Source organism: Flammeovirga sp. OC4 (assembly GCF_000812565.1).
GTDB lineage: Bacteria > Bacteroidota > Bacteroidia > Cytophagales > Flammeovirgaceae > Flammeovirga.
The window spans coordinates 336,875-359,654 of sequence record NZ_JTAM01000001.1; the positions used below are offsets into that span (position 1 = coordinate 336,875).

At 34.7% G+C, this 22,780-nt stretch carries 15 protein-coding genes; 7 read left to right on the forward strand and 8 right to left on the reverse strand.

Going from position 1 to position 22,780, the window contains the following annotated elements; genetic code table 11:
• The first annotated feature begins 73 nt into the window (after positions 1 to 73).
• The 3 genes from PL77_RS01430 to purB all read left to right on the forward strand — a co-directional run bounded on the left by PL77_RS01430 (position 74) and on the right by purB (position 4,370).
• Entirely contained in the window at positions 74 to 2,509 is a 2,436-nt protein-coding gene (locus tag PL77_RS01430) for a penicillin acylase family protein (protein WP_044200894.1), read from the forward strand.
• Between the two features lies 1 nt (position 2,510).
• On the forward strand, positions 2,511 to 2,903 hold the full coding sequence (locus tag PL77_RS01435) for a hypothetical protein (protein WP_044200895.1): 393 nt from the start codon (positions 2,511 to 2,513) through the stop codon (positions 2,901 to 2,903).
• A gap of 123 nt (positions 2,904 to 3,026) precedes the next feature.
• Positions 3,027 to 4,370 carry an adenylosuccinate lyase gene (gene purB, locus PL77_RS01440; protein WP_044200897.1) on the forward strand — a complete coding sequence of 448 codons (1,344 nt, stop codon included), beginning with the start codon at positions 3,027 to 3,029 and terminating at the stop codon, positions 4,368 to 4,370.
• A gap of 59 nt (positions 4,371 to 4,429) precedes the next feature.
• On the opposite strand, the gene PL77_RS01445 is transcribed toward purB, so the two are convergent.
• Complete coding sequence (locus PL77_RS01445) at positions 4,430 to 7,867, reverse strand: two-component regulator propeller domain-containing protein (RefSeq protein ID WP_044200899.1); 3,438 nt, start codon at positions 7,865 to 7,867, stop codon at positions 4,430 to 4,432.
• Between the two features lie 214 nt (positions 7,868 to 8,081).
• The gene (locus PL77_RS01450; protein WP_044200901.1) at positions 8,082 to 9,302 is read right to left on the reverse strand and encodes an S-adenosylmethionine:tRNA ribosyltransferase-isomerase; all 1,221 of its coding nucleotides are present in this window, start codon (positions 9,300 to 9,302) and stop codon (positions 8,082 to 8,084) included.
• A 245-nt stretch (positions 9,303 to 9,547) separates the two neighbouring features.
• Here PL77_RS01450 and PL77_RS01455 point away from each other — a divergent pair, with 245 nt between their 5' ends.
• Positions 9,548 to 10,591 (forward strand): quinone-dependent dihydroorotate dehydrogenase, encoded by a 1,044-nt coding sequence (locus PL77_RS01455; RefSeq protein WP_044200903.1) that lies wholly within the window; start codon positions 9,548 to 9,550, stop codon positions 10,589 to 10,591.
• 130 nt (positions 10,592 to 10,721) lie between these two features.
• Here the strand turns inward: PL77_RS01455 and PL77_RS01460 are convergent, their stop codons facing one another.
• Positions 10,722 to 12,638, reverse strand: coding sequence for an ATP-dependent DNA helicase RecQ (locus PL77_RS01460; RefSeq protein WP_044200905.1), 1,917 nt, complete (start codon positions 12,636 to 12,638; stop codon positions 10,722 to 10,724).
• 135 nt (positions 12,639 to 12,773) lie between these two features.
• Here PL77_RS01460 and pyrE point away from each other — a divergent pair, with 135 nt between their 5' ends.
• From pyrE to PL77_RS01475, 3 genes are all read left to right on the forward strand, one after another.
• Positions 12,774 to 13,409 carry an orotate phosphoribosyltransferase gene (gene pyrE, locus PL77_RS01465; protein ID WP_044200907.1) on the forward strand — a complete coding sequence of 212 codons (636 nt, stop codon included), beginning with the start codon at positions 12,774 to 12,776 and terminating at the stop codon, positions 13,407 to 13,409.
• 251 nt (positions 13,410 to 13,660) lie between these two features.
• Positions 13,661 to 15,043, forward strand: a complete 1,383-nt coding sequence (locus PL77_RS01470; RefSeq protein WP_044200908.1) for a hypothetical protein — start codon at positions 13,661 to 13,663, stop codon at positions 15,041 to 15,043.
• Positions 15,044 to 15,622, forward strand: a complete 579-nt coding sequence (locus tag PL77_RS01475) for a hypothetical protein (RefSeq protein ID WP_044200910.1) — start codon at positions 15,044 to 15,046, stop codon at positions 15,620 to 15,622.
• Positions 15,623 to 15,634: 12 nt separating this feature from the next.
• On the opposite strand, the gene PL77_RS01480 is transcribed toward PL77_RS01475, so the two are convergent.
• The 5 genes from PL77_RS01480 to PL77_RS30090 all read right to left on the reverse strand — a co-directional run bounded on the left by PL77_RS01480 (position 15,635) and on the right by PL77_RS30090 (position 22,744).
• Entirely contained in the window at positions 15,635 to 16,615 is a 981-nt protein-coding gene (locus PL77_RS01480; protein ID WP_044200913.1) for a helix-turn-helix transcriptional regulator, read from the reverse strand.
• 85 nt (positions 16,616 to 16,700) lie between these two features.
• The gene (locus tag PL77_RS01485) at positions 16,701 to 18,266 is read right to left on the reverse strand and encodes an arylsulfatase (RefSeq protein ID WP_044200914.1); all 1,566 of its coding nucleotides are present in this window, start codon (positions 18,264 to 18,266) and stop codon (positions 16,701 to 16,703) included.
• A 653-nt stretch (positions 18,267 to 18,919) separates the two neighbouring features.
• Positions 18,920 to 19,588, reverse strand: a complete 669-nt coding sequence (locus PL77_RS01490) for a YEATS-associated helix-containing protein (protein WP_044200916.1) — start codon at positions 19,586 to 19,588, stop codon at positions 18,920 to 18,922.
• Between the two features lie 64 nt (positions 19,589 to 19,652).
• Positions 19,653 to 20,585 (reverse strand): hypothetical protein, encoded by a 933-nt coding sequence (locus PL77_RS01495; protein WP_044200917.1) that lies wholly within the window; start codon positions 20,583 to 20,585, stop codon positions 19,653 to 19,655.
• Between the two features lie 338 nt (positions 20,586 to 20,923).
• Positions 20,924 to 22,744 (reverse strand): T9SS type A sorting domain-containing protein, encoded by a 1,821-nt coding sequence (locus tag PL77_RS30090; RefSeq protein WP_052444082.1) that lies wholly within the window; start codon positions 22,742 to 22,744, stop codon positions 20,924 to 20,926.
• Positions 22,745 to 22,780: the final 36 nt, after the last annotated feature.

A 22,780-nucleotide genomic window follows, 5' to 3' on the forward strand; every position in this document is an offset into this window, starting at 1 on the left:
TTTTAAGTCACAAAACATTTGCTAGAGTACAGATTCTGTTTCATTTGTTTTGACACTTACTAATCTAAATACAATGAGATCCTCTATAGCAGGTATTATTTCAGCATTTACTTTTTTTTGTATTGTCGCCTTAGACTCAAAAATTAACAATATTCCTCCATTAGGACGTTTCCTCGATCCTTTTCAAGGTTTTTGGCAAAATGAAGTGAAGAATGAAAAACTTCCAGAATCCATCCAATTACCTAAAATGATTTCTGAAGGAGTTATTTATTATGACTCTTTATTAATACCACATATTTATTCTGAAAATGAACATGACCTTTACTATTTACAAGGATATGTAACGGCAAGGCATAGGCTTTGGCAAATGGATTTCCAAGCCATGGCAGCTGCGGGAAGATTGTCAGAAGTGTTTGGTAATCTTACCGTAAAGTACGATAAAGGGATGAGAAGACAAGGACTGCAATATGGTGCAGAACAGTTCATCAAGAGTATTAAAAATGACAAGAAAATGATGTCTGTATTGAATGCTTATACTAATGGTGTCAATGCATATATTGATCAACTTTCTTATGCTGACTACCCTGTTGAATATAAATTCTTTAATTATAAACCTGAATATTGGACTCCGCTTAAAACTGCATTAATTTTTAAGTTCATTCAATATTCACTCTCTGGACCGGATTATGATTTCGAAAATACCAACTCCTTACAACATTTAGGCAAGAAGAACTTTGACCTTCTGTTTCCAGAAATTTTACCCTTCCAAGAACCTATTGCAAACAATGATTCGATTTGGGACAACTTGGAAGTGATTGAGGTAAAAGCTCCTCAAAATATGAAACTACTCTCTGGATTAAGAAAACATGCCGTAGAGAAAGATGACCCTGATAATGGAAGTAATAACTGGGTAGTGAGCGGATCAAAGACAAAAAGTGGGAATCCGATCTTATGTAATGATCCTCACCTTAGTTTAACAATGCCTTCTATCTGGTTTTCTAATCAACTTACTCATCCTAAAGGAAATGTAATGGGAATGTCTATTCCTGGTATTCCTTGTGTTGTTGTAGGTTTCAACGAAGATATAGCTTGGGGCGTTACCAGTGCGAGAAGGGATGATAGAGACTGGTATAAAATTTTGTTTCAAGACAAATCAAGAACACATTATTTGATTGATAACTATTGGTCAAAAGCTGATTTAAGAATCGAAGAAATCAAAATCAGAGATAAGGAAGCACTACTTGATACTGTCCGTTATACTCGATGGGGACCTATTGTTTATGATCAAAATTTTGGAAACTCGGACCAAAAAGAAGGTTATGCCTTACGTTGGACAGCACATGATGGTTCTAGAGAATTGAGATCGCTTTACCTTATCAATCATGCAAAGGATTATAAAGATTTTGATAAGGGACTGAGTTATTTCTCTGGTCCTGCTCTTAATTTTGCCTTCGCCTCTAAAGACAGTACAATAGCCATGAACATCCAAGGTAGATTTCCAAACCGATGGAAAAACCAGGGTAAGTTTGTATTAGACGGTACTAGGTTGGATACAAAATGGCAAGGCTTCATTCCTAACGAGCACAATATAAGAGTCATCAATCCAAAAAGTGGATATGTTAGTTCTGCAAACGAACACCCTGCCAACAATAACTATCCTTATTATCACTATGGACAATATTTTGAATACTACAGAAACAGACGTATTCATCAATTATTAGACAGTGCCAAGGATTTAACTATTGAAGAGTTGTCTGGTATGATGAATGACAACTATAGCTTATTTGCTGAAGAAAATTTAACCTTCATGCTTGATCACCTTAAAAACACGGATTTGTCTGATGGTCAAAAAAGCATTTCTGAGGAATTAAGAACTTGGGATTATTGCTATTCACCACAAAATAGTGTTTCTATTTACTTTGAAGAATGGGCCAAATCTGTCAGTGATATTATTTGGGATGAATTCCACAATCACCCCTCTAAGGAATATGCTATTCCTACAAGAGTGAACACTTTCTATTTATTACAACATAAACCAGATCTGATTTTTATTGATGAATTAGAAACTGCCAAGAAAGAAAATATTGAAGATATTATGACAGAAGCTTTTCTAGCAGCAGTAAAAAAAGTGGATCAATGGAATACTAAAAACCCTACGCTTGACCTAACTTGGGCGAATTATAAAAATACCATGGTTCAACACTTAGGTCGCCTTCCTGGATTTAATATAGAAAATGTTCAAAATGGTGGCTATAGAGGGATTGTCAATGCTACAAAAGAAAAACACGGTCCTAGTTTTAGAATGCTCGTGGAAATGACACCTCAAGGACCTGAAGCCTACCAAGTGATGCCGGGTGGTCAATCTGGCAACGCTGGAAGTCCTTATTATGACAATATGATTTCAAAATTTGAGAAAGGTGAATTGTACAAAGTCATATTCTTTGAAAAAGACGATTACTTAAAAGAGCCACCTCAAGAATTACTTAAATCAGAAAGAATAAAAATTTAACATGTATAATAATTATATAATATACGGTGCAAGTATTGCCATAGGATGTAGCTTATTACAGTTGTTTTTTCCTTGGTGGATTATTGCTTTTCCTTGTTTTGCTTTGGGTGTTTTAAAACAAAAGCAAAACTTTCTTCCTATCTTCCTTACAGGTTTCATTAGCATTGCTTTGCTTTGGGGAGTTTATGCCGCAATGATCCAAATCTATACAGGTTCAGAGTTAAGCCATAGAGTAGCTGAAATGTTTAGACTTCCTTCTAATGACTTTGTGGGAATTATCAGTGCTCTTATTGGTGGGTTAACAGGAGGCCTTTCTGCTCTTTGTGGTGCGTTGATCAAGTGGGCTTCTGTAGATTTAAAACCTGTAGAGAAAACAAATACTTCTTCTGATTAAAGCTTAGCCTTAAATAGGGATCAATGGAAAGCTCAAAAATTCTACTTAATATTTATCAAGAATTTTGAACAAGTGATTATATTTGCGACTTGAAAAGTTTTTCACAATTTTCCTATAACAAAAATGGAGCTAAATCAACTAAGTGCGGTATCACCTATTGATGGCAGATACAGAAGTAAAACCTCATCTTTATCAGAATATTTCTCTGAATATGCGTTGATAAGATATAGAGTTTGGGTAGAAATTGAATACTTCATTGCTTTATGTGAGTCACCACTTCCACAACTAGAAGGTTTTGATAAATCTTTATACGCTCCAATCAGAAAAATCTATCAAGAATTCAGCTTAGAAGACGCTGAAAAAGTAAAGGAGTTTGAGAAAGTAACAAACCATGATGTTAAGTCTGTTGAATATTTCATCAAAGAAAAATTTGACGATTTAGGTATCAAAGAGCAAAAAGAATTTGTTCACTTCGGTTTAACTTCTCAAGATGTAAACAACACTGCAATTCCTCTTTCTTTAAAGAAAGCTAACGAGGATGTTGTTATCCCAATGATCGAAGAAGTAATCTCAATGATTGACGTATTGGCTAATGAGTGGGAAAAGCAACCTATTCTTGCTTTAACTCACGGTCAACCTGCTTCACCTTCTCGTTTGGGTAAAGAATTCAAAGTATTTAGCTACAGAGCTAAAAAACAATTGGAAGCATTAAAGCAAATTCCTTACTCTGCTAAATTTGGTGGTGCTACAGGTAACTTCAATGCCCACCACGTAGCATACCCTACTATTGACTGGGTAGAATTTGGTAATGACTTCGTGAACGAGCAATTAGGTTTAGACCGTTCTCAATTCACTACTCAAATTGAAAACTACGACAACCTTGCCGCTTTATTTGACGGTTTCAAAAGAATCAACACGATCTTAATTGATTTATCGAGAGATATCTGGCAGTACGTTTCAATGCGTTACTTCAAGCAAAAAATCAATAAGAACGAAGTAGGTTCTTCTGCCATGCCTCACAAAGTAAACCCTATCGATTTTGAAAACGCTGAGGGTAACTTGGGTATTGCTTCTGCTATTTTAGAACACTTAGCAGTAAAATTACCTATCTCAAGATTACAAAGAGACCTTACTGACTCTACTGTATTGAGAAACATCGGTGTACCATTAGGACATATTCTTATTGCTTTACAGTCACTTCAAAAAGGTTTGAATAAGTTAGAATTAAACGCTGACCAACTTCAAGCTGATTTAGAAGACAACTGGGCAGTAGTTGCCGAAGCAATTCAAACAGTATTAAGAAGAGAAGGTATTCCTAACCCTTATGAAATGTTGAAAGACTTAACGCGTAAGAATGAAAAAATTACTGCTGAAAGTATTTCTGTATTCATCGGTGGTTTAGACGTACCAGAAAATATCAAAGAAGAATTGAAGAAAATTACTCCTTATAACTATACAGGAATTTAATCCACCTCACTTCTTTAAAACTTAAGGGGTTTGACTTATCTGAGTCAAACCCCTTTTCTTTATATTAAAATACCCATTATGGTAATATCATCTCTTTGATCTTCTTTACCTTGATGCAGTTCTAAAAGTTGATTTAGTTGCTCTTTTTGAGTTTTCAGAGGTAACCTTCCTACACTTTTTAATAGGTTCTCGAACATTATTCTCCCTATTTTTTTCCTTTGAGTATTATTTTGGTCAATGTAACCATCAGTTGTTAAATAAATCACGGTATTCTTATCTAACATTATTTCATTATTTTCAAATTCTCGACCTTTACGCTGTACTCCTCCAATTGCTTTTTTACTTCCATTAATTATATGAAGTTCTTCATCGGCTCTTGAGAAATAGTACAGAGGACGTTTAGCTCCAGCAAAAACTATTTTATTCTTATTTCCTTGAGGAGTAATCTTACATAAACAAATATCCATACCATCAGTGTTGGCAGATGTATCTTGTTTTAGTGCTTTTCTCACTCTTTGATGTAACCTCTCTAAAATTTCTTTTGGATCATCAATTTTCAATTCATTAATAATATAATTGAAAGACGCACTCCCTATCATACTCATAAATGCACCAGGAACACCGTGACCTGTACAATCAATTACCGCAATCAATAAACTACCATTACTTTGTCCTACCCAATAAAAATCACCTGCAACAATGTCTTTCGCTTTGTAAATTAAAAAATACTCATCAAAAACGGTTGCTAAATAATCATCACTTGGAAGTACTGCCGTCTGAATAGTCTGAGCATATCTAACACTATTAGTAATGTGATTATGTTGCGACTTTAAGGTTTCATTTTGAGTTTGTAATACCTCATTTTTTTCTTCGATATAATTTCTTTGAGCAAGAATTTCTTCTTGCTGTTGCACTAACTCCTCATTCTGAACGGTAATTTCATTTTTTTGAAGTTGAAGGGCTTCATTTTGTTTTGTGATTTCTTTTTGTTGTTCTGAAAGCTCTTCATTTTGAGCAACAACTTCCTCGGTACGTTCTTGAACAATCAGTTCCAACTTTCTTTGTTCTTTGATCAGTTTCTTGGTTCTGTATTTATAAAAAGAAATAAACGCACCAATCATAGAAAATAAGACAAAAAGTCGAAACCAAATCGTTTTCCACCATGGTGGTAATATTATAATTCTAATACTCGTTCCCTCTTCATTCCAAACGTTATGATTATTGGATGCAATCACCTTAAATGTATAACTCCCCGCATCTAAATTGGTGTAAGTTGCTGTCCTTCTATTCCCATCTCTCCATTGATTATCGAAACCTTCTAACTTATACTTATATTGATTTCTTTCAGAGTGAGTATAATTCAATGCCGCAAAATCGATACTAAAAACTGATTGCTCATAAGTAAGAATAATTTGTTCAGTTTCTTCAATGACATCTGTTAGAGGAGAACCCTCTTCTTCTAGGTTTACTTTTTCATTAAACAGTTGAAAGTTGGTGAAAACGACAGGAGGTGCAATTGTATTTTTTTTCACATCAAGTGGATCGAATAAAGTCGCTCCGCTACTATTACCAAAAAGTAGTTTACCGTTAGTTAATTTGAATACACTTCCTTTATTGAATTCTCCGTCTTGCGAAAGACTTGTTCCCAAATAATTTACAAATGTTTTTGTCTTAGGGTCAAACCTAGCAATATTATTTTTAGCGGACACCCAAATATAGCCTTCTTCGTCTTGAACCAGTGCTCTAATTTCAGGACTAACTAAACCTTCCTTTGTTCCATAGGTTTTAAAAACTCCTTTTTTAGAATCAAAGTTTGATAATCCATTGGAAGTACTCACCCATATTTCACCCTCTTTTGTTTCAATAACTTGAGTAGGCACCGCTCCACCAATTGAAGTTGAATCTGCATCATTGGGTACAAAAAACCTTAATTCCTTTGTATTCAAATTATACACATATAAACCATAGTAACTATTAAAGTATAATTCTTGTTGGCTACTTTCGAAGATGTTAAAGAACACATTTGACGACTGATTGCCAGTTATTGGAAGAATACTTTTAGAGGTGGTGTTGGTTTTAGGATTAAACATAACCAATCCTTCATCGTGAGCTATCATCCAGAAATTGCCCTTACTATCTTCATACACTTTCCATATATTATTATTAGGTATAGAAGCGATTTGTGAAGGGTCATGTAGATAGTTTTTAAAAGTCTCTTTTATTGGATCAAACACACTTAACCCTCCTGCCCATGTCCCTAGCCATAATCTTTTATCTTTTCCTTTTGTAATGGATAAAATAGAATTTGAGCTTACGCTTTTGGGATTGCCAGCGTCATAGTTCAAAACAGACATTCTCTTAGACCGCTTATCAAAAACATTTAATCCTCCACCATCAGTACCAAAATAAATTTTTTGTTGATCCTCATAAAAAGACATTACACTGTTGTTTGTCAATAATTCATAACCTCCTCTATCTTTTGAAATCAAGCTAAAAGCATTCGTTTGAGCATCACAATAATTTAACCCTTTACGAAAACCTCCTATCCATATATTACTTGAATTATCCTTGAAAAACCGAAGTATGTGGTTTTCAGAAAGGCTATTCGGGTCATTCACTTTGTTCTGAATATAATCGTGTGCATTATTTTGAGGGTTGAGTACAATCACTCCATGTGAAGAAGAGCCTAACCAAATTCTATCATTGACTTCTAAAATATCCCAAATTACATTTGTTGCTAAAGAAACATGTTGAAATTTCTTTGTGTTATGATTTAACTCAAATAACCCTCCACCATCTGTTCCTACTCTTATTTTGCCATTTTGATCTTGGTGTATAACTTCAATATGATCATTTGTAAGTCCTCCCAGGTTAGATGACTTATAAACCCTTTGCGTTATTCCTGAAGTATTGAGAACATATACCCCATCATTCTTAGTCCCTACCCAGATCTCATTTTCTTTAGAAATCAATAGATTAGTAACATGTTTACCAAACAAACTCTTTACTACTTCTTTTTTCTGGATATCAAATAAGTACAATCCTTTTAAACCACCTATCAAAAAATAGCCTGGCTTGAGAAGTTTTATATCTTTAATATCCACTAACTTTTGGTGAATCACTCGCTGAAAACAGTCCTTTTCCCTATTGTAGTAATCTATTCCTCCAGAATTTCCGACCCAAAGGATTCCATTATCATCTTCAATGATACAATTTATGTAATCCGAATTTAGGGTATTCTCATTTTTACTTGACTTTTTATAGTTTCTAAAGTTATAACCATCATACCGGTTTAAACCACTTTCGGTTGCAAACCACATAAAGCCTTTTTGATCTTGATATATATCTCTCACATGAACATGAGATAATCCATCTTGGATACTTAAACGTTCAAAATTGTATGACGTTTTTTCTGGAAATTGACCATATATTTTCAATGGTGTGACGAATATGATCAGGTAAATTGTAATTAACAGTAATTGCCCAGTTTTGTACATGTTGACTTCTAATAAATAAGAGAGTGTAGTTCAATTCATTTTCATAAGCATAGATCACTTAAAATAAGTGTACCTGCAACACCAATTTAACAACCATGTTAGAATAATGCAATAAAAACTAAATATAGTTTCATTACACATTGATAATGAAGACAATAAAAAAAGGCTATGATACAATGATCACAACCTTTTAAATATATTTTCTTTTATTATACTAACTTCTGAATAATAAAGAAGAATCACCGTAACTCAGGAAACGGTAATCATTGTCCAAAGCAGCGTTATATACTTTTCTCCAATCCTCACCAATAAACGCAGCGATCAATAATACTAATGTTGTACTTGGCAAATGGAAATTAGTCACCAATGCATCAATTACTTTAAAATCATAACCTGGCATAATGAAAATTGAAGTTTCACCACTTAAAGTGTCTACTCCTCTTTCTTCCATTAAATCTAAAACAGCCTGGAAAGCTTCTTTTCTTGAAGGTAAATCTTGGTTCGCTTTCTCATAAGGCTCCAATTTTTTCACATCAAAACTAGCATTTTTATCTTCTAATACTCGTACACCATACCAATATGTACTTTCCAGAGTCCTCATTGAAGTTGTGCCTACGCAAGCTACTTTTTTGGCATGGATTAGTGCTTTTATATTCTCTTTTGTAACAATGATTTGCTCATTGTGCATATCATGATCCGTTACAATATCAGATGAAATAGGTTTGAATGTACCTGCACTTACATGAAGTGTCACTTCTTCTTCTCTTACACCCTTGTCTGCTAATTGTTTTAAAACTGCTTCAGTAAAGTGTAAACCGGCAGTTGGTGCAGCAACAGCTCCTTCATTTTTAGAGTAAACCGTTTGATAAGTATCCTTATCTTCTTCAGTAGCTTCTCTTTTGATATAAGGAGGAAGTGGAGTATTACCCGCAGCCGAAATAATATCTACAAATTTCAGATCAGCATTTTCCCATTCAAACTTTACATACCTTTTGGTACGGTCTTCGTGACTCACCGTCAACTTCTCAATCTTCCCTTCTACCTCAACAGCAGCTTCAAGCTTTTGATCTTTCCAACGTTTGAAATTACCGATGGCACATTCCCAAACTGTGCCACTTTCTGCTAACATTGCAGCAGAAATATCTTTGGTAGGAGCTACTGGATTTAAAAGGAAAACTTCTATTTGAGCACCTGTTTCTTTTTTGAAATAAAGTCTAGCAGGTAAAACCTTTGTGTTATTAAAAAACAAAGTATAAGAATCATCGAATTCATTTACGATGTCTTTGAATATTTTATGCTCAATGTTTCCACCTTTGTAAAGCATCAACTTGGATTCATCTCTTGGTGAATGAGGATGCTTTGCAATTCTTTCTGTTGGCAGTTCATACTGGTATTCTGCCAGGTCGATTTGAGGTAATTTAATATCGTTTTCCATGCTTTCTATTTTTCAAGACTGCAAATGTCGGTATTTCATCCAAATGAACAAAACACTCTCGATTAATAGTTGATAATTCATTCGAAGTAGGAACTTTATGTTTTCATCTTTTGAGTATTCCGCATCCCCTCCTCATTAAAAATTACAATTTCATATCATAATCTGCTTAATTCTAACTACCTTTGCACCGTTTTGTGCGAAAACTGATCGTTAGTTTTCATTTTTGTCTAAAATTTTGTATCGAAATGAGTTTCTACAAATCTGTTGTCAGACCTTTCTTATTTAAGGTTGACCCTGAGAAAATCCACCATTTTACAGTTGGTTATTTAAAAACAGCCTTCTCATTACCTTTTGCAAAAAGCATTGCTAAAGGAATGTATAAAGTCAATGATACTCGACTTGAAAGAGAAGTTTTCGGTATTAAATTCCCATCTCCAGTAGGTTTAGCAGCAGGTTTTGATAAGGATGCAAAGTTAATTGATGAGTTTGAATGTTTTGGTTTTGGTTTTATCGAAATTGGAACGTTGACTCCTGTAGGGCAACCTGGAAATGAAAAACCTAGAATTTTCAGACTTCCTCCTGATCAAGGTTTGATCAACAGAATGGGCTTTAACAACGAAGGTGTGGAAGCTGCTGTAGAACGTCTGAAAAATAGAAAATCAAAGGTGATTGTAGGTGGTAACATCGGAAAAAATAAAGTTACACCTAACGAAGAAGCTGTTGAAGACTACAAAAAAGGATTCCATGCTCTTTTTGATCATGTGGATTATTTCACAGTAAATATTTCTTCTCCGAATACACCTAACTTAAGAGCTTTACAAGATAAAGAGCCTTTAAAAGAATTATTAGGTACTTTGAAAGCCTTAAACGCTGAGAAGAGTAATCCTAAACCAATCCTTCTAAAAATTGCTCCCGATCTAACAAATGAGCAATTGGATGATATTCTCGAAGTAGTTCAAGCAACGAAAATTGATGGTGTGATTGCAACCAACACTACCATTAGTCGTGAAGGCTTAAGTACACCTAAGGAAAGAGTGGAAGCCATCGGCATGGGAGGATTAAGTGGTGTTCCTGTAAAGAATAGATCCACTGAGGTCATCAAATACCTTTATGAGAAATCAGGCAAAACACTTGATATTATTGGCGTGGGTGGTATTCACTCTGCTGAAGATGCTATTGAAAAACTAGAGGCAGGTGCCAAGCTTGTACAAGTATATACAGGCTTTATTTATGAAGGTCCTGCTATAGTCAAAAACATAAATAAGGCAGTAATTAAAAAACTTCAATAAATTTTTACATTTTTCGCAACCTTATTCACAGTTGTTCGTTAATACATGTAAAGAAAGATTGTTGTAGTTAATGAAATTGTCGAGGAGAGAGCACCAAAATATTTTGGTGCTTTCTTTTTATATCTACTTTCTAGGAATCAGACAATATAATCTTCTTATCCTCAGACCATTTCACTTTTTTTCTTTCAAATAATTCATTCAACGATTTTGTGAATCCTTCCAAATCAACAGGCAGCAAAGTGCTTTCAAGTTCATGCAGTGAATAGCTATCTTCTTTTAGGGCCTCTAATATATCTTCATCATAAGATTTTACATTCTTATTCCATTGATTATTTTTTTTCTTCTGAAGGCAATTATCACAGATTCCACAATTCTCCCCTTCATAATCTCCAAAGTATTCTCTTAAGGCAATACTTCTACATTTATCTTGATTCTCAATGAAATTAATCATTGATTTTGCTTTGGAGTAATCTTGATTTTTTCGTTGAGAAAGTAATTTTTTATTGAGTGGTAATTGGTTATGCAGGTATCTTGGTAAAATAAAAGTTACCTGTGGTCTATCTTTTTTAGGTTGATAATTGATCACTTCTAGTTTATGCAATTCATTCAACATCGAAGTCACCCTATCGAGAGGAATACCATTTTTAAAGGCTATGTCTCTCTCTTCAATTCTCACAAAACTATTAAAGAGATCTCCTCCATACATTCTCAACATTCCTTTCATCATCAACTCAAAATGCGGATGACGGATGAGGTATGCATAAAAATCTTCAGGAGTAGATTTGATCATTACTGTTGGATCATGAAACACACTTTCATTGAATAATAAAACCTCCTGTTCTTCCAATCTTTTTAATGCATAATAGGTTTCTGTTGGAGGAAGGTCATATTTTTTGATAAATGGTTTGATATAAAAATTAAAGGAAGTCATCTCACCGCTTCCTACAGCCAATCGATAATGGTTCCCTAAACATTGATACACTCGTCTCAGAAAATCAATAGAAGGATGCCTCTGCTCAACCCATTCTAATAGTTTTTTTCTTTGGTCATTACTTGCCAACAATACGGCATAAGCCTTCTCTCCATCTCTTCCTCCTCTCCCGGCTTCTTGATAGTACGCTTCTAAGCTTTCTGGAGCACCAACATTGACTACAACTCTTACATCTGGCTTGTCGATTCCCATTCCAAAAGCATTCGTGGAAACGATAATTCTGACTTGACCTTTAATCCATGCCGATTGCTTTAGTTCCCTCGTCTCAGTGGGTAATCCTGCATGATAAAAATCCGCTTTGATGTATTGATTGTTCAGCCACTCCGCATACTGCATAGCTTGCTTTCTGGTACGTACATACACTATACCCGAACCCTGTACTTTATTGAGTATATCCAATAATTTACGAAAAGGTTCATCTTGTTTGAAGATAGAGAAAGATAAATTAGGACGATCAAAACTACCTTTAAATACCGTATATTTTTGAAGGTTTAAATGTTCAATGATATCTTCTTGAGCTTTTGCAGTAGCTGTTGCCGTTAGAGCCATACAAGGAACCTCAGGGATGATTTTACGAACCTCTTTAATTTTTAAGTACTGAGGTCTAAAGTCAAAACCCCACTGAGAAATACAGTGTGCCTCATCCACCACCAAAAGTCCTACAGACATTCTTTTCAGACGCTCCAAAAACATAGGCGTCTTCAACCTTTCAGGAGAAACATATAGAAATTTAACGGCACCTTGCACCACATTTTCCAATAAGATATCAATCTCTCTGTTGTTCAATCCCGAATACAATGCCTTGGCTGGAATCCCTCTTCTAGTCAATTGTTCTACTTGATCCTTCATTAAAGCAATCAAAGGAGTGATCACAATACAGACTCCTTTTCTGGCAATACCCGGCACTTGGAAACAAATCGATTTTCCTCCTCCTGTAGGCAGAAGTGCTAACGTATCTTTTCCTTGATAAGCATTTTCAATTATATCACCTTGTAAGGGTCTGAATGCATCATATCCCCAAAACTTCTTCAATATTTGTAAGAATCCCTCTCTCATTTCGCTCAATTGACATATATTTTATCAGAAATCAAATATCAGAAATTTATTTTACGAATTTCTCTCTTATTTTTGCAAAAATTTAAAAGTGGGCTTTGGTCCGCCTTTCACTTTAATTCAACATCAGCAATAACCATGGAAAATACGATTGCAAAAAAAGTTGCTTCACTTTTATTGGAAATTAATGCCATCAAAATCCGTCCTAATGCACCATTCACTTGGGCTTCGGGTTGGAAATCTCCAATTTACTGTGACAACCGTTTGTCATTATCTCATCCTCATGCCAGAACTTATATCAAAAATGCACTTTGTGCAAAGATCCAAGAACAATTTGAAGATGCCGAAGCAATTGTAGGTGTTGCTACTGCGGGTATTCCTCAAGGTGCATTGATTGCTGATGCTTTAGGTCTTCCATTTGCCTATGTAAGATCAAAACCTAAAGGACACGGTATGACCAACATGATTGAAGGTGAATTAAAAGAAGGTGCTAAAGTAGTGGTTATCGAAGACCTAATCTCTACTGGTGGTAGTTCTTTGAAAGCATCTGAAGCTTTAAAAGAGGCAGGTATTGAAGTATTGGGTATGGCTGCTATTTTCACTTACGGGTTCGACCTATCAGTTGAAAACTTTGAAAATGCAGGTATTCCTTTAGTAACACTTTCTAACTACAATGCCATGTTGGAATTAGCACTTGAAAAAGATTACATCAAATCTGAAGATATTGAATCTCTTAAGTCTTGGAGATCTGCTCCATCTGAGTGGGGAAAATAATCTCAAAGATTTAATTAATTCCATAAAAAGCCTCGAAGAATGTGATATGATTCTCTTCGAGGCTTTTTTGTGGTTTTGAGGAATACCATTATTTCTGTACAATGTAAGAAGCACGATTTAATGATGTTTTTATGTAAAACCGTCTTAAATCATGCTTCTTTTGTAATAAAAAACCTCTTTTTTGTCCAAACTTCCTATACTTTACCTAATTTAGGGAACGAATTCAGTGTGATTTCTGTTTTTTTCTTACAATGTATTATGATATTGCATTTGGTGTGATTTCTCCGGATGATGAGCAAATTACTCCAACTAGAATTGATGAGCTTTTAGCTGAGGGATATTTCAGACATGCCCGTAATATGGCATCATACGAAATGATGTATTTTGAAGACCAAATGAATGGAGTGCTTCCACTCCGATGTGCCCTCACCCCCCAAATGTTTACCAAATCACAGCGAAAGAAAATCAATCAGACATTCAGGAAATTCAATGTAGAAATCACTCCTCTGAATATCACACCAAAGCATATACAACTTTACAAAGAGTATAGACTCAATCGTTTTGAGGAGGAAGACAAGTCTTTAATAGAATACTTTGGTGTTAATGCCTTAGATGAGTTAAGTTCTCTTCCGTATAACACATGGCAAGTCAGCTTTTGGAAAGAGAATCAATTGATAGCCGCCTCCTTTTTTGATGTAGGAGAAAAAGCAATTTCAAGCTTGATGGCTATTTATGATTATAATTTCAAAAAAGACGGATTAGGTTTTATTTCTATGCTTTTGGAGATGAACTGGGCGATTGAAAATAATCATGAATTCTATTATCCAGGCTACACCCTTGACCTTCCCTCATGTTTTGATTACAAATTAAGGTTACCAAACGTTGCATTTTACGATTGGGAAAGTAAATGGCACGATTGGGGAACTGTAGACCTTGAAGGTACTAAAAGGTTCAAAACTGTTCTTCACCTTGAAAGAATGGTAAATGAAGTCAATAAATCTTGCTTAGTGAAAGGACATACCACCGAAGAGCAACAATTCTTTGGAAGTCTTTGGCATAATATGTTTGATTATACTCAGGCTGTTGAAGCTCCAATTTATGGTTCTTATCCTATCGGTCAATACCATCAAATCACAGTTATTTATTTACCTGATGAAGGTACGTTCCTTACTAAACCTCATTTATTTGATTTAAAAAATGGTATTCCGGGTGAAATAAAAACCAATTCACCAAAAGATATTGCTGAGTTTATCAATGCGTATTTTGCCCATGTACAATTAATAGAAACTAGGATTAATCAAGCCATCGGTGATTTAGAACATATCATTGATATCAGCCAAATTAAGTTTGATGAAGTGGCCGTAATGGGTAATGCTTCAAGACACCCTAATTTCAAATGGGTTTCATGTAAAAAAGGGAATCAACAATGGATGATCATGCCTTTCTGGGATGAAGATCGTCAACAATATTTTTATCATCCACTCACTTTTAAATTTATGCAAAACAGGTGGGTTTCTCCTTTCGGATTATGTACGCCAGAAATGGCATTATTGAAAATAAGTCATTACATTCGCCAAAATGAAGAGTTTGACAATGATTACTTTTCAAATCAACATAATCACGAAGAAGACTAGATGAGCATACAAGACAATTTCAAATTTCTTGAACATGTAGCCGACTCTCAACAAAAAGTACAATCTTTTGAGAATTGGCAACAAATTAACTCACATACTATTATTACTATGGCAAGGAAATTTTTGGTGGAACATCAAATCTCCGTCCGAAAAATCCCTTTGAAAACCATTCATGCTTTTATCACAGATTCTGCTCTCGAATCGCTAAAAATACAACAACAACGTTGGGCAATACTTTTTGCTAATGCTGTCACTTTCAATAACCCCTGCCAACAACACCTCACACTTGTAAAAATCCTTAGAGATGCTTCTTTGGAAGAAGTAGAAATATTGCATTACCTCAAAAAGCATTCATTTATAGAGTTTGAAACCTCTAGAATTTGGGTACCTGTTTTAGGGATGGAACAATGGGCGATCCGTGAACTAGACTGTTCTGGAATTGATATCGAAATCATTCTTGAAAACCTCTTGATGAAACGATTAATCGAAATTTCGCCTTCTCATGAAGAAATGAGAATAGCACCTTTAGGTATGCATTTCATTATGGAGTGTGAAGTTCCTTTTGGTATAAAAAAGTAGCCTCATTATCATTTACAAACTTTGATACTCACTTGGTGACTTCCCGAATTTCTTTTTAAAGGCATAGGAAAACTTTGAAATAGATTTATAACCGTATTTTCTTGAGATCTCAGTGATTGTTTGGTTGTTGGCTGAAAGACTCATTTTAGCTTGTTCTAGCCTATAATTTTGATGGAAACGATGTATTGATGTTCCAAATACATTATTAAAATCTCTTCTCAACTTAGAAACAGAAAAGCCATATTGATCTGCAATTTCTTCTAATGAAGGGGGCATTTCGTAAGTACTCAAGATATCATCCTTAATTTTAAACAAAGCCTCTAAATCATTTTGATGTAGGGACTTCTCCTTTGTGATATTCCTATTTAAAATTCTTTCATAAAAAACACCTATGATTTCACTCGCCCTTGCTATAATAAGGGAATTTTCAACAGGAACAGGTTTATTTAATTTTTTGAGGTCAAAGAGTTCTTTTAATAGTAAATTGACTTCCAAGGGCATGTGATCGTAAATCATCCATGTCTTTTCAGTATTAAAAACATCCCCGAAATAATCTGAAAACATCAAGAAACTACTCGCCATCACTTCCGTTGAGGTTCTTACGCCCAACCATTGATGGGCTTGTCCTTTTCTCATCAACACATCAAAAGTCAAAGCGGTATCAAAAATGGCCATTCCTTCAGACAATTCTACTTTAGTTTCGCCCTTATGGTGTCCCCTCATGAGGTCACCTTGATAAGAAAAACGGAAGCATAAATGTCTATTATCACCATTATTGCCATAAATTGTCAACTTATGATCTTGATGAAAAGTAACCGTATTTAGTGTAATTTCAATACCGTCTGTCATTCTAAAATACCTGACATCCAAATCCATTAAATCATGAGAGAGTCGGTAATGTTGGTCTTTTATCTCTCCACCATACTTCTCTTGTAATTGAAGAATTAAATCATGGATACTTCCTTCTTGTAATTCTATATGGGGAATATTCATTTTTTTGTTTAATTATGAAAACCTACTACCAAAATTGGCAGTAGGTTTAGTGTATATGTACTAACGAATTTAATAAAAAAGACTATTACTTATCGAATTGCTTTTTCATTTCTTCTAAATCAGTCATGAACTTTTTCATTCTGAATGTTTCATAACCAAGGTTTGAAACATCGATCTGGAAGCCCATTTGGAATGGATAACCTTCAATAGTGCCTAAGAATTCCTTTACTTTTGAACCAGCAGGTACCATTACCCACATTTGATCCACTAACCAACGGAAATACATTTCAGACTCAAACTTTGCGGTTTCAAAAGGATCTGATCTTAAGTTTGATACTGTAGGCCACGGTGTACTTTGGCGTATAGCAGTCCTGAAGTTACCTTCTGATTGCGTAAATGAGATTTTCAAGTCATCGATTCTGATTGCATCAAATTTACCGTTTTGGGCAAAGTAATAGATCTCATGACGAGGTCCTTCTTCCTCTTTACCTTGGAAATAAGGCATGAAATTGTAACCATCTAAATGTACTCTCCATTCTTTTCCATTGGCCTCAAAGCCTTTCTTTGCATCAGCTACAACATCATCATAGCCTGCCGCAGCAGCTAAAGTTGGCAGCCAATCTTCATGAGACATGATGTCATTGATTTCTGAACCTGCTTCAATCACACCTGGCCATTTTACAACTTGTGGTACTCTCATACCTCCTTCGTATGTTGTACCTTTCTCTCCATGGAATGGTGAAGTACCACCGTCAGGCCATGTAAATTTCTCAGCTCCATTATCTGTAGAGTAAATCACAATAGTGTTGTCATCAATACCCAATTCATCCAAAAGATCCAATAAAGTACCAACTTGAAGATCGTGTTCAGCCATACCATCAGGGTATAGACCTTTTCCTGTTACACCAACAGATTCAGGTTTCAATCTTGTATGCAAGTGCATTCTTGAAGAGTTGAACCAAACAAAGAAAGGTTCATCCTTTTCAACTGCATTTTCGATAAACTTTACAGAAGCCGCTAAAAATTCATCATCTACCGTTTCCATACGCTTACGTGTTAATGGGCCTGTATCTGAAATTCTACCGTCAGCATAAGAGTGAATTACACCTCTTGGTCCCCATTTCTTTCTGAACTCAGGGTCTTTAGGATAAGACTCTGTTTCTGGCTCTTCCTCAGCATTTAAATGATATAAATTTCCGAAGAACTCATCAAATCCGTGATTGGTTGGAAGGTGTTTGTCTTGGTCTCCTAAGTGGTTTTTACCGAATTGACCTGTTGTATATCCTTTTTCTTTTAATACATCACCAATTGTTGGAGCCCAATCCGGAATACCATGATCAGTACCTGGCATACCGATCGTTAAAAGACCTGTACGGAAAGGATGTTGTCCTAATGCAAAAGCCGAACGGCCTGCAGTACATGACTGTTGAGCATATTGGTCAGTAAAAATTGCTCCTTCATTGGCAATTCTATCAATGTTTGGCGTTCTATAACCCATCATACCTCTGTTATAAGCAGAGATATTCCAGAACCCTATATCATCACCCCAAATCACTAAGATGTTAGGTTGCTTTTTGCTTGATTTTTTTTTCTGAGCAAAACCTCCGAAAGAAATCAAAGTTGCTAAAATAAGTAAGGAAATCTTTTTCATCTATTCTACAATTTGTAAACAAATACGTTATCAGTGTTCCTGATATGTGTTAGAATAAACGGTCCTAAATTTAGTTTGCTTTTACTTTTGTGTTCTTAGATTTTACCGAGGTGTTCTTTTGGTATACATCTACATTTCGTCCAAAGTGATGGATAACTATTGAATTATATTCTCTTTAAGAGAATAGGTGAACAAGATCAAGGTTCCCACAATATAAGCACATTGTAAACTATGCTTTCGTTAACTTTTAATCAACATTTCTACAAACATTTATAGGCTCTACTTTCAAGCTTCTTTCTTCTTCATTTTTCCATTGATGAAAAACGAAGCAAAAAATCTAGGCTTAGAAGTCAAAAGCTAAATTCCATTCATTTTACCAATTGAAAGGATAACTCGATCAAAACTTCATCGTTTTGAGATGCTCAAACAAGAAAATCATTTTTAACGGTTCAATTCATGAGATTCTTAACGCTTTTCCCTTCAAGGCCGAAGGAAGTACTACCTTACGAATTGAGCAGAAAGACCACTGGCGCGAATGTTAAGCGATAGCGGCATTCATGTCCTTCAGATCATCAGAAATCTCCTGATTTCTAAATATCATAAATACTCGAAAATTTAGTTTACAGCGTAATAAGTATAATAGGAATTATTAATTAGTAAAAATGAAAGTAGCTTCTTCCCTTTTTAGTGATTTCCCATCGATCCATATCATTGACGACAAGGTGATCAACGTAAGCCTCTTTCTTTAAGGCTTCCAGACTATTTTTAACGTCTTCTTCACAAAGGTTGGTATCTTCCATCAAACCTTCCACCTTTCTACGTTTTTGAGGAAGTTTATTTTTCATAGCTTCCAGCACTGAAAATTCATTGCCGCTTATCTCTTTCAAATCTGTCTTATCAAATTCTATAAACTTCTCTTCATAACCTTCGGTAACAATCTCTTCCACTCCTTCCTCTATACTATTGATCTTATTCTTCAATTGTTCCATTAAAACCTTATCTCCAATAGAAGTTATAAATCGTCTGGCAAAAATACTTGCAATTAGACACAAGCCAATCAATTCTAAAAACTCTTCTGTAGTGGCTGTTTCGGGTACAAAATTGAAGGAGGTGAATTTTAAAAATAAGGGAATCATTAAGGAAGCTCCCACTCCAAGGAATAGGCATTGTAATAAAGTCTGCTGTTTATCTTCCTGACTTGGAAACTCATGAAAGTAATTAATCACTCCTCCTATTAATCCTACAATGACCAATATCAAGATGGTATAAAAAAGGCCTGAACCGAAAAAAAATTGCTGAAGAGCAGGGGGATGACTGTGCATAATATTATTGATTTTATTGTTGCTTTAGTTTCTTTTTTAAAAATAACAATTTGGTTTTGACTTTTTAAAATAAGGTCTGCGTATAATTTATTTTTTTATAAAATTCCTCAATTTTCATTTCTATTAAGGCACTCTTTGCATCAGTACACCCCATTTCAAAAGCCTTTGTGAGAAAAGATTCACTGGACTCAAAATCTTCCTGTAAATGCTTAATATAGCCCATAAGAGTATAAATTGAACGTATATTAGAATCTAAATTAACTACACTGTTTAACTCGGTTAAAGCACTATCATATTCCTGTTTTGCTGTATAATGAAACCCTTTCAATAAAAATGGCTGAATAACCATAATATTTTCAATCTTATTGATTATCTCAAGAAATCTATTCTGATTTGTCTCTTGAACAAGATTTTCAATCCAAAACTCTTTATTAAACTGCTCTTCTCCTTTTAGGTTTTTCATTAGTTTAATCCATTTTAAGCTATTGGTGGTTATTAAATCTTTATACAACTCCTCGGCTTTGTTAAATTTATTATCATGAAATAAACAAAACGACCTTATTAACTTAGCCATAGGATAATTTGGGTTTAGCTCAATACTTCTATTTATACTATTTAGAGCTTTACCGTATTTTTCTAATTTCAATAAGGTTCTTGATAAATGATAGAGTGCTAAACTGTTATCTTTTTGCAGGGATAAAGAATGAAGAAAATCGCTTTCTGCTTTTATGTAGTTTTTATCAAAGTAATGTATTATTCCTCTAGCTAGAAAATATTCTGCTTTTGAGGCATCAATTTTAAGGCATGATTCTATGTACTGAAGAGCTTTAACTCTATTATTACAATGCAAATGAAAGTTATATGCATTGTAATAGATTTCAGGCTTCTCTTTCTCAAAAGGCAAATCGTATTTATGTATTAGACTTATAGCTTCTTCAAGTAATTGGCGAGAATCTATAATATCTCCTTTTTTTAAATTGATAGCGTTAAGATACATTACATGAAACTTCAAGATGTAATACACTCTCTTCACTATTCGCAATGGGTTCTTCATTCTTAAAAAAAATTTGTGCAACGAAATATTTATCAAATATAAATCCAATTGAGAAATTAATTTCAACGCAAACAATATTGGTCGCTTTTTCTCTATCTTCCGATAAAGACAATTTTCGCTTAACATTCGCACAAGTAGAACTCTAACTCTCTGTACCTAATATACTTAAAGCTATAACAAGTTGAATCTTAATTCAACTACTACTTAGGTTTGACCTTTTATCAAAAACAAAAAACACTAGCCTGAAACAAGCTAGCGTTTATACATGTTATTGTCCTATTTTACAGTTTTAAAATTCTTTTGGTTGTACTCCTAGTTTTAATGTAGTACATCCCATGTTCTAGGTTAGAAAAATCTAAAACCGAGAAATAATCATTTTGTTTGATGAATGGCACCTTAAAAGTCATTTCTTGCCCCATTGCATTATAAACTCTTAGTTGACTTCTCTCAGCTACGGAAGCTTCAACTTTTATTTCAGTAATGACAGGGTTTGGGTAAACTTTTATATCTACTTCCAAATCATCGAAAACTACCACTCTTACGATGTCACTGTATTCAAATTTTCCATCAAAATCAGTTTGTTTTAATCGATAGAAAGAGGTCCCTTGGTAAGGATTATGATCCATCATCGAATATCTTAAGGTAACAGAGGAGTTACCTGCGCCATCAATTGTTCCGAGGGTCTCCCAATCTTGTCCAGTCTTTGAACGGTACACCGTAAAATAATCGTTATTGATTTCTGTAGAAGTTTCCCATTCCAAATAAACTTCCCCACTCGATGCTACTTCTGCTTCAAAGTAATTTAATACAATCGGTAAATCGTCTAAGTTCTGCACTGTACCAATCGTAAATCGAGCATGGTCGGTAATTACTCCTACTGCATTAAATTGGAAAATGCCATTTTCTACTTCAATCGCACCATCAATACTTGTAGCATTCTCAAATGAACCATCATTATCTGTGTCAACTAAAAGTCTTAGGCTTTCAACATCTAAAGCTTCTAGTTCAGGAAGTTCAAACTGAAGATCCACATTTCCTACATCAATAGACCTCTTGATAATGTCAACCTCACTTACTCTCCATACCCTTTCTATTCTAGCGTGTAAATCAGTAGGTTTATCAAAGTTTTTATTCATTTCGAGACCTCCATTATCGTGCCCCCAAAACATAAATTTATTGTTACTTAAATTGGTAGGATTGGAGATCGTAACAATACCCGAACCTCTTGCACTGCTATTGACATCTGAAAGAAGTTGTCCTATTCCAGCTACATCATGATCATAGTTTCCATTTAACGGTGTATCATGCTCGTATAAATCAAAGAATGATGAAATCTCAATGTCGTATTTAGCAGAAAGGTAGTTATGGACAAAATAAAGATTGAATGCACTTACTTCCTCATAGACAATAACTTCCGCTATATCTCCATGAAAGGTATTATCATTGTGCCCAAGACCAATTGTACCTATTGTAAAATTAGAAGAGGCCACCCCACTTGAAAAAGCAGTAAATGTTGTTTCTACTCCCCCATTCTTAAAAACATAAGAAAGTGAGGAACTGCTATTTTGAAAAGCCACTGAAGTAATCACGGGTTTATTTTCTGGGAAAATATCTCCCACACCTATTAATGTTCCAGCACCTGTTCCAACCACATTACTATAGTAACCACCATTATCCATGATATAGCGTCCACCATTCACCTTTTTATCACCCCATACACCACCCGGAGTAGCACTTGTAGGTTTGTAAACAGCAATAATTGTTATGTTTGGATGAAGACCATTATTTATAGACAGATCTGTCGCGATCTGATCATACTTTTTATTACCTGATCTAACACCATCAAAAGTTATTGCATCGTAGCCATTGATTGAAGAAGGGTTGATTTTAATTCCTCCTGTAATGGTATTTTTTACCGAGTTACCCGATAAATCCTCAATTGAAATAATTTTATTTTCGCTTATTATTCCTACACTCGCATTTAACCAATATTTCAAGTTAGAGGAACCGTCTGCAGAACCTATACCGCCTGGTCCTGTTTGAGTATAAGCCACTTGTAATGAACACACTACTGCTAATAAAAATAGTACAGCTTTCATCATAGTAAAACAATAAAAGTAACAAGACATCAATATTTC

What these genes read in the sequence shown, in the direction of transcription:
- PL77_RS01430 (WP_044200894.1), top strand. Translation starts at nt 74, where the DNA reads ATGAGATCCTCTATAGCAGGTATTATTTCAGCATTTACTTTTTTTTGT.
- PL77_RS01435 (WP_044200895.1), top strand. Translation starts at nt 2,511, where the DNA reads ATGTATAATAATTATATAATATACGGTGCAAGTATTGCCATAGGATGT.
- purB (WP_044200897.1), top strand. Translation starts at nt 3,027, where the DNA reads ATGGAGCTAAATCAACTAAGTGCGGTATCACCTATTGATGGCAGATAC.
- PL77_RS01445 (WP_044200899.1), bottom strand. Translation starts at nt 7,867, where the DNA reads ATGTACAAAACTGGGCAATTACTGTTAATTACAATTTACCTGATCATA.
- PL77_RS01450 (WP_044200901.1), bottom strand. Translation starts at nt 9,302, where the DNA reads ATGGAAAACGATATTAAATTACCTCAAATCGACCTGGCAGAATACCAG.
- PL77_RS01455 (WP_044200903.1), top strand. Translation starts at nt 9,548, where the DNA reads ATGAGTTTCTACAAATCTGTTGTCAGACCTTTCTTATTTAAGGTTGAC.
- PL77_RS01460 (WP_044200905.1), bottom strand. Translation starts at nt 12,638, where the DNA reads ATGAGAGAGGGATTCTTACAAATATTGAAGAAGTTTTGGGGATATGAT.
- pyrE (WP_044200907.1), top strand. Translation starts at nt 12,774, where the DNA reads ATGGAAAATACGATTGCAAAAAAAGTTGCTTCACTTTTATTGGAAATT.
- PL77_RS01470 (WP_044200908.1), top strand. Translation starts at nt 13,661, where the DNA reads ATGTATTATGATATTGCATTTGGTGTGATTTCTCCGGATGATGAGCAA.
- PL77_RS01475 (WP_044200910.1), top strand. Translation starts at nt 15,044, where the DNA reads ATGAGCATACAAGACAATTTCAAATTTCTTGAACATGTAGCCGACTCT.
- PL77_RS01480 (WP_044200913.1), bottom strand. Translation starts at nt 16,615, where the DNA reads ATGAATATTCCCCATATAGAATTACAAGAAGGAAGTATCCATGATTTA.
- PL77_RS01485 (WP_044200914.1), bottom strand. Translation starts at nt 18,266, where the DNA reads ATGAAAAAGATTTCCTTACTTATTTTAGCAACTTTGATTTCTTTCGGA.
- PL77_RS01490 (WP_044200916.1), bottom strand. Translation starts at nt 19,588, where the DNA reads ATGCACAGTCATCCCCCTGCTCTTCAGCAATTTTTTTTCGGTTCAGGC.
- PL77_RS01495 (WP_044200917.1), bottom strand. Translation starts at nt 20,585, where the DNA reads ATGTATCTTAACGCTATCAATTTAAAAAAAGGAGATATTATAGATTCT.
- PL77_RS30090 (WP_052444082.1), bottom strand. Translation starts at nt 22,744, where the DNA reads ATGATGAAAGCTGTACTATTTTTATTAGCAGTAGTGTGTTCATTACAA.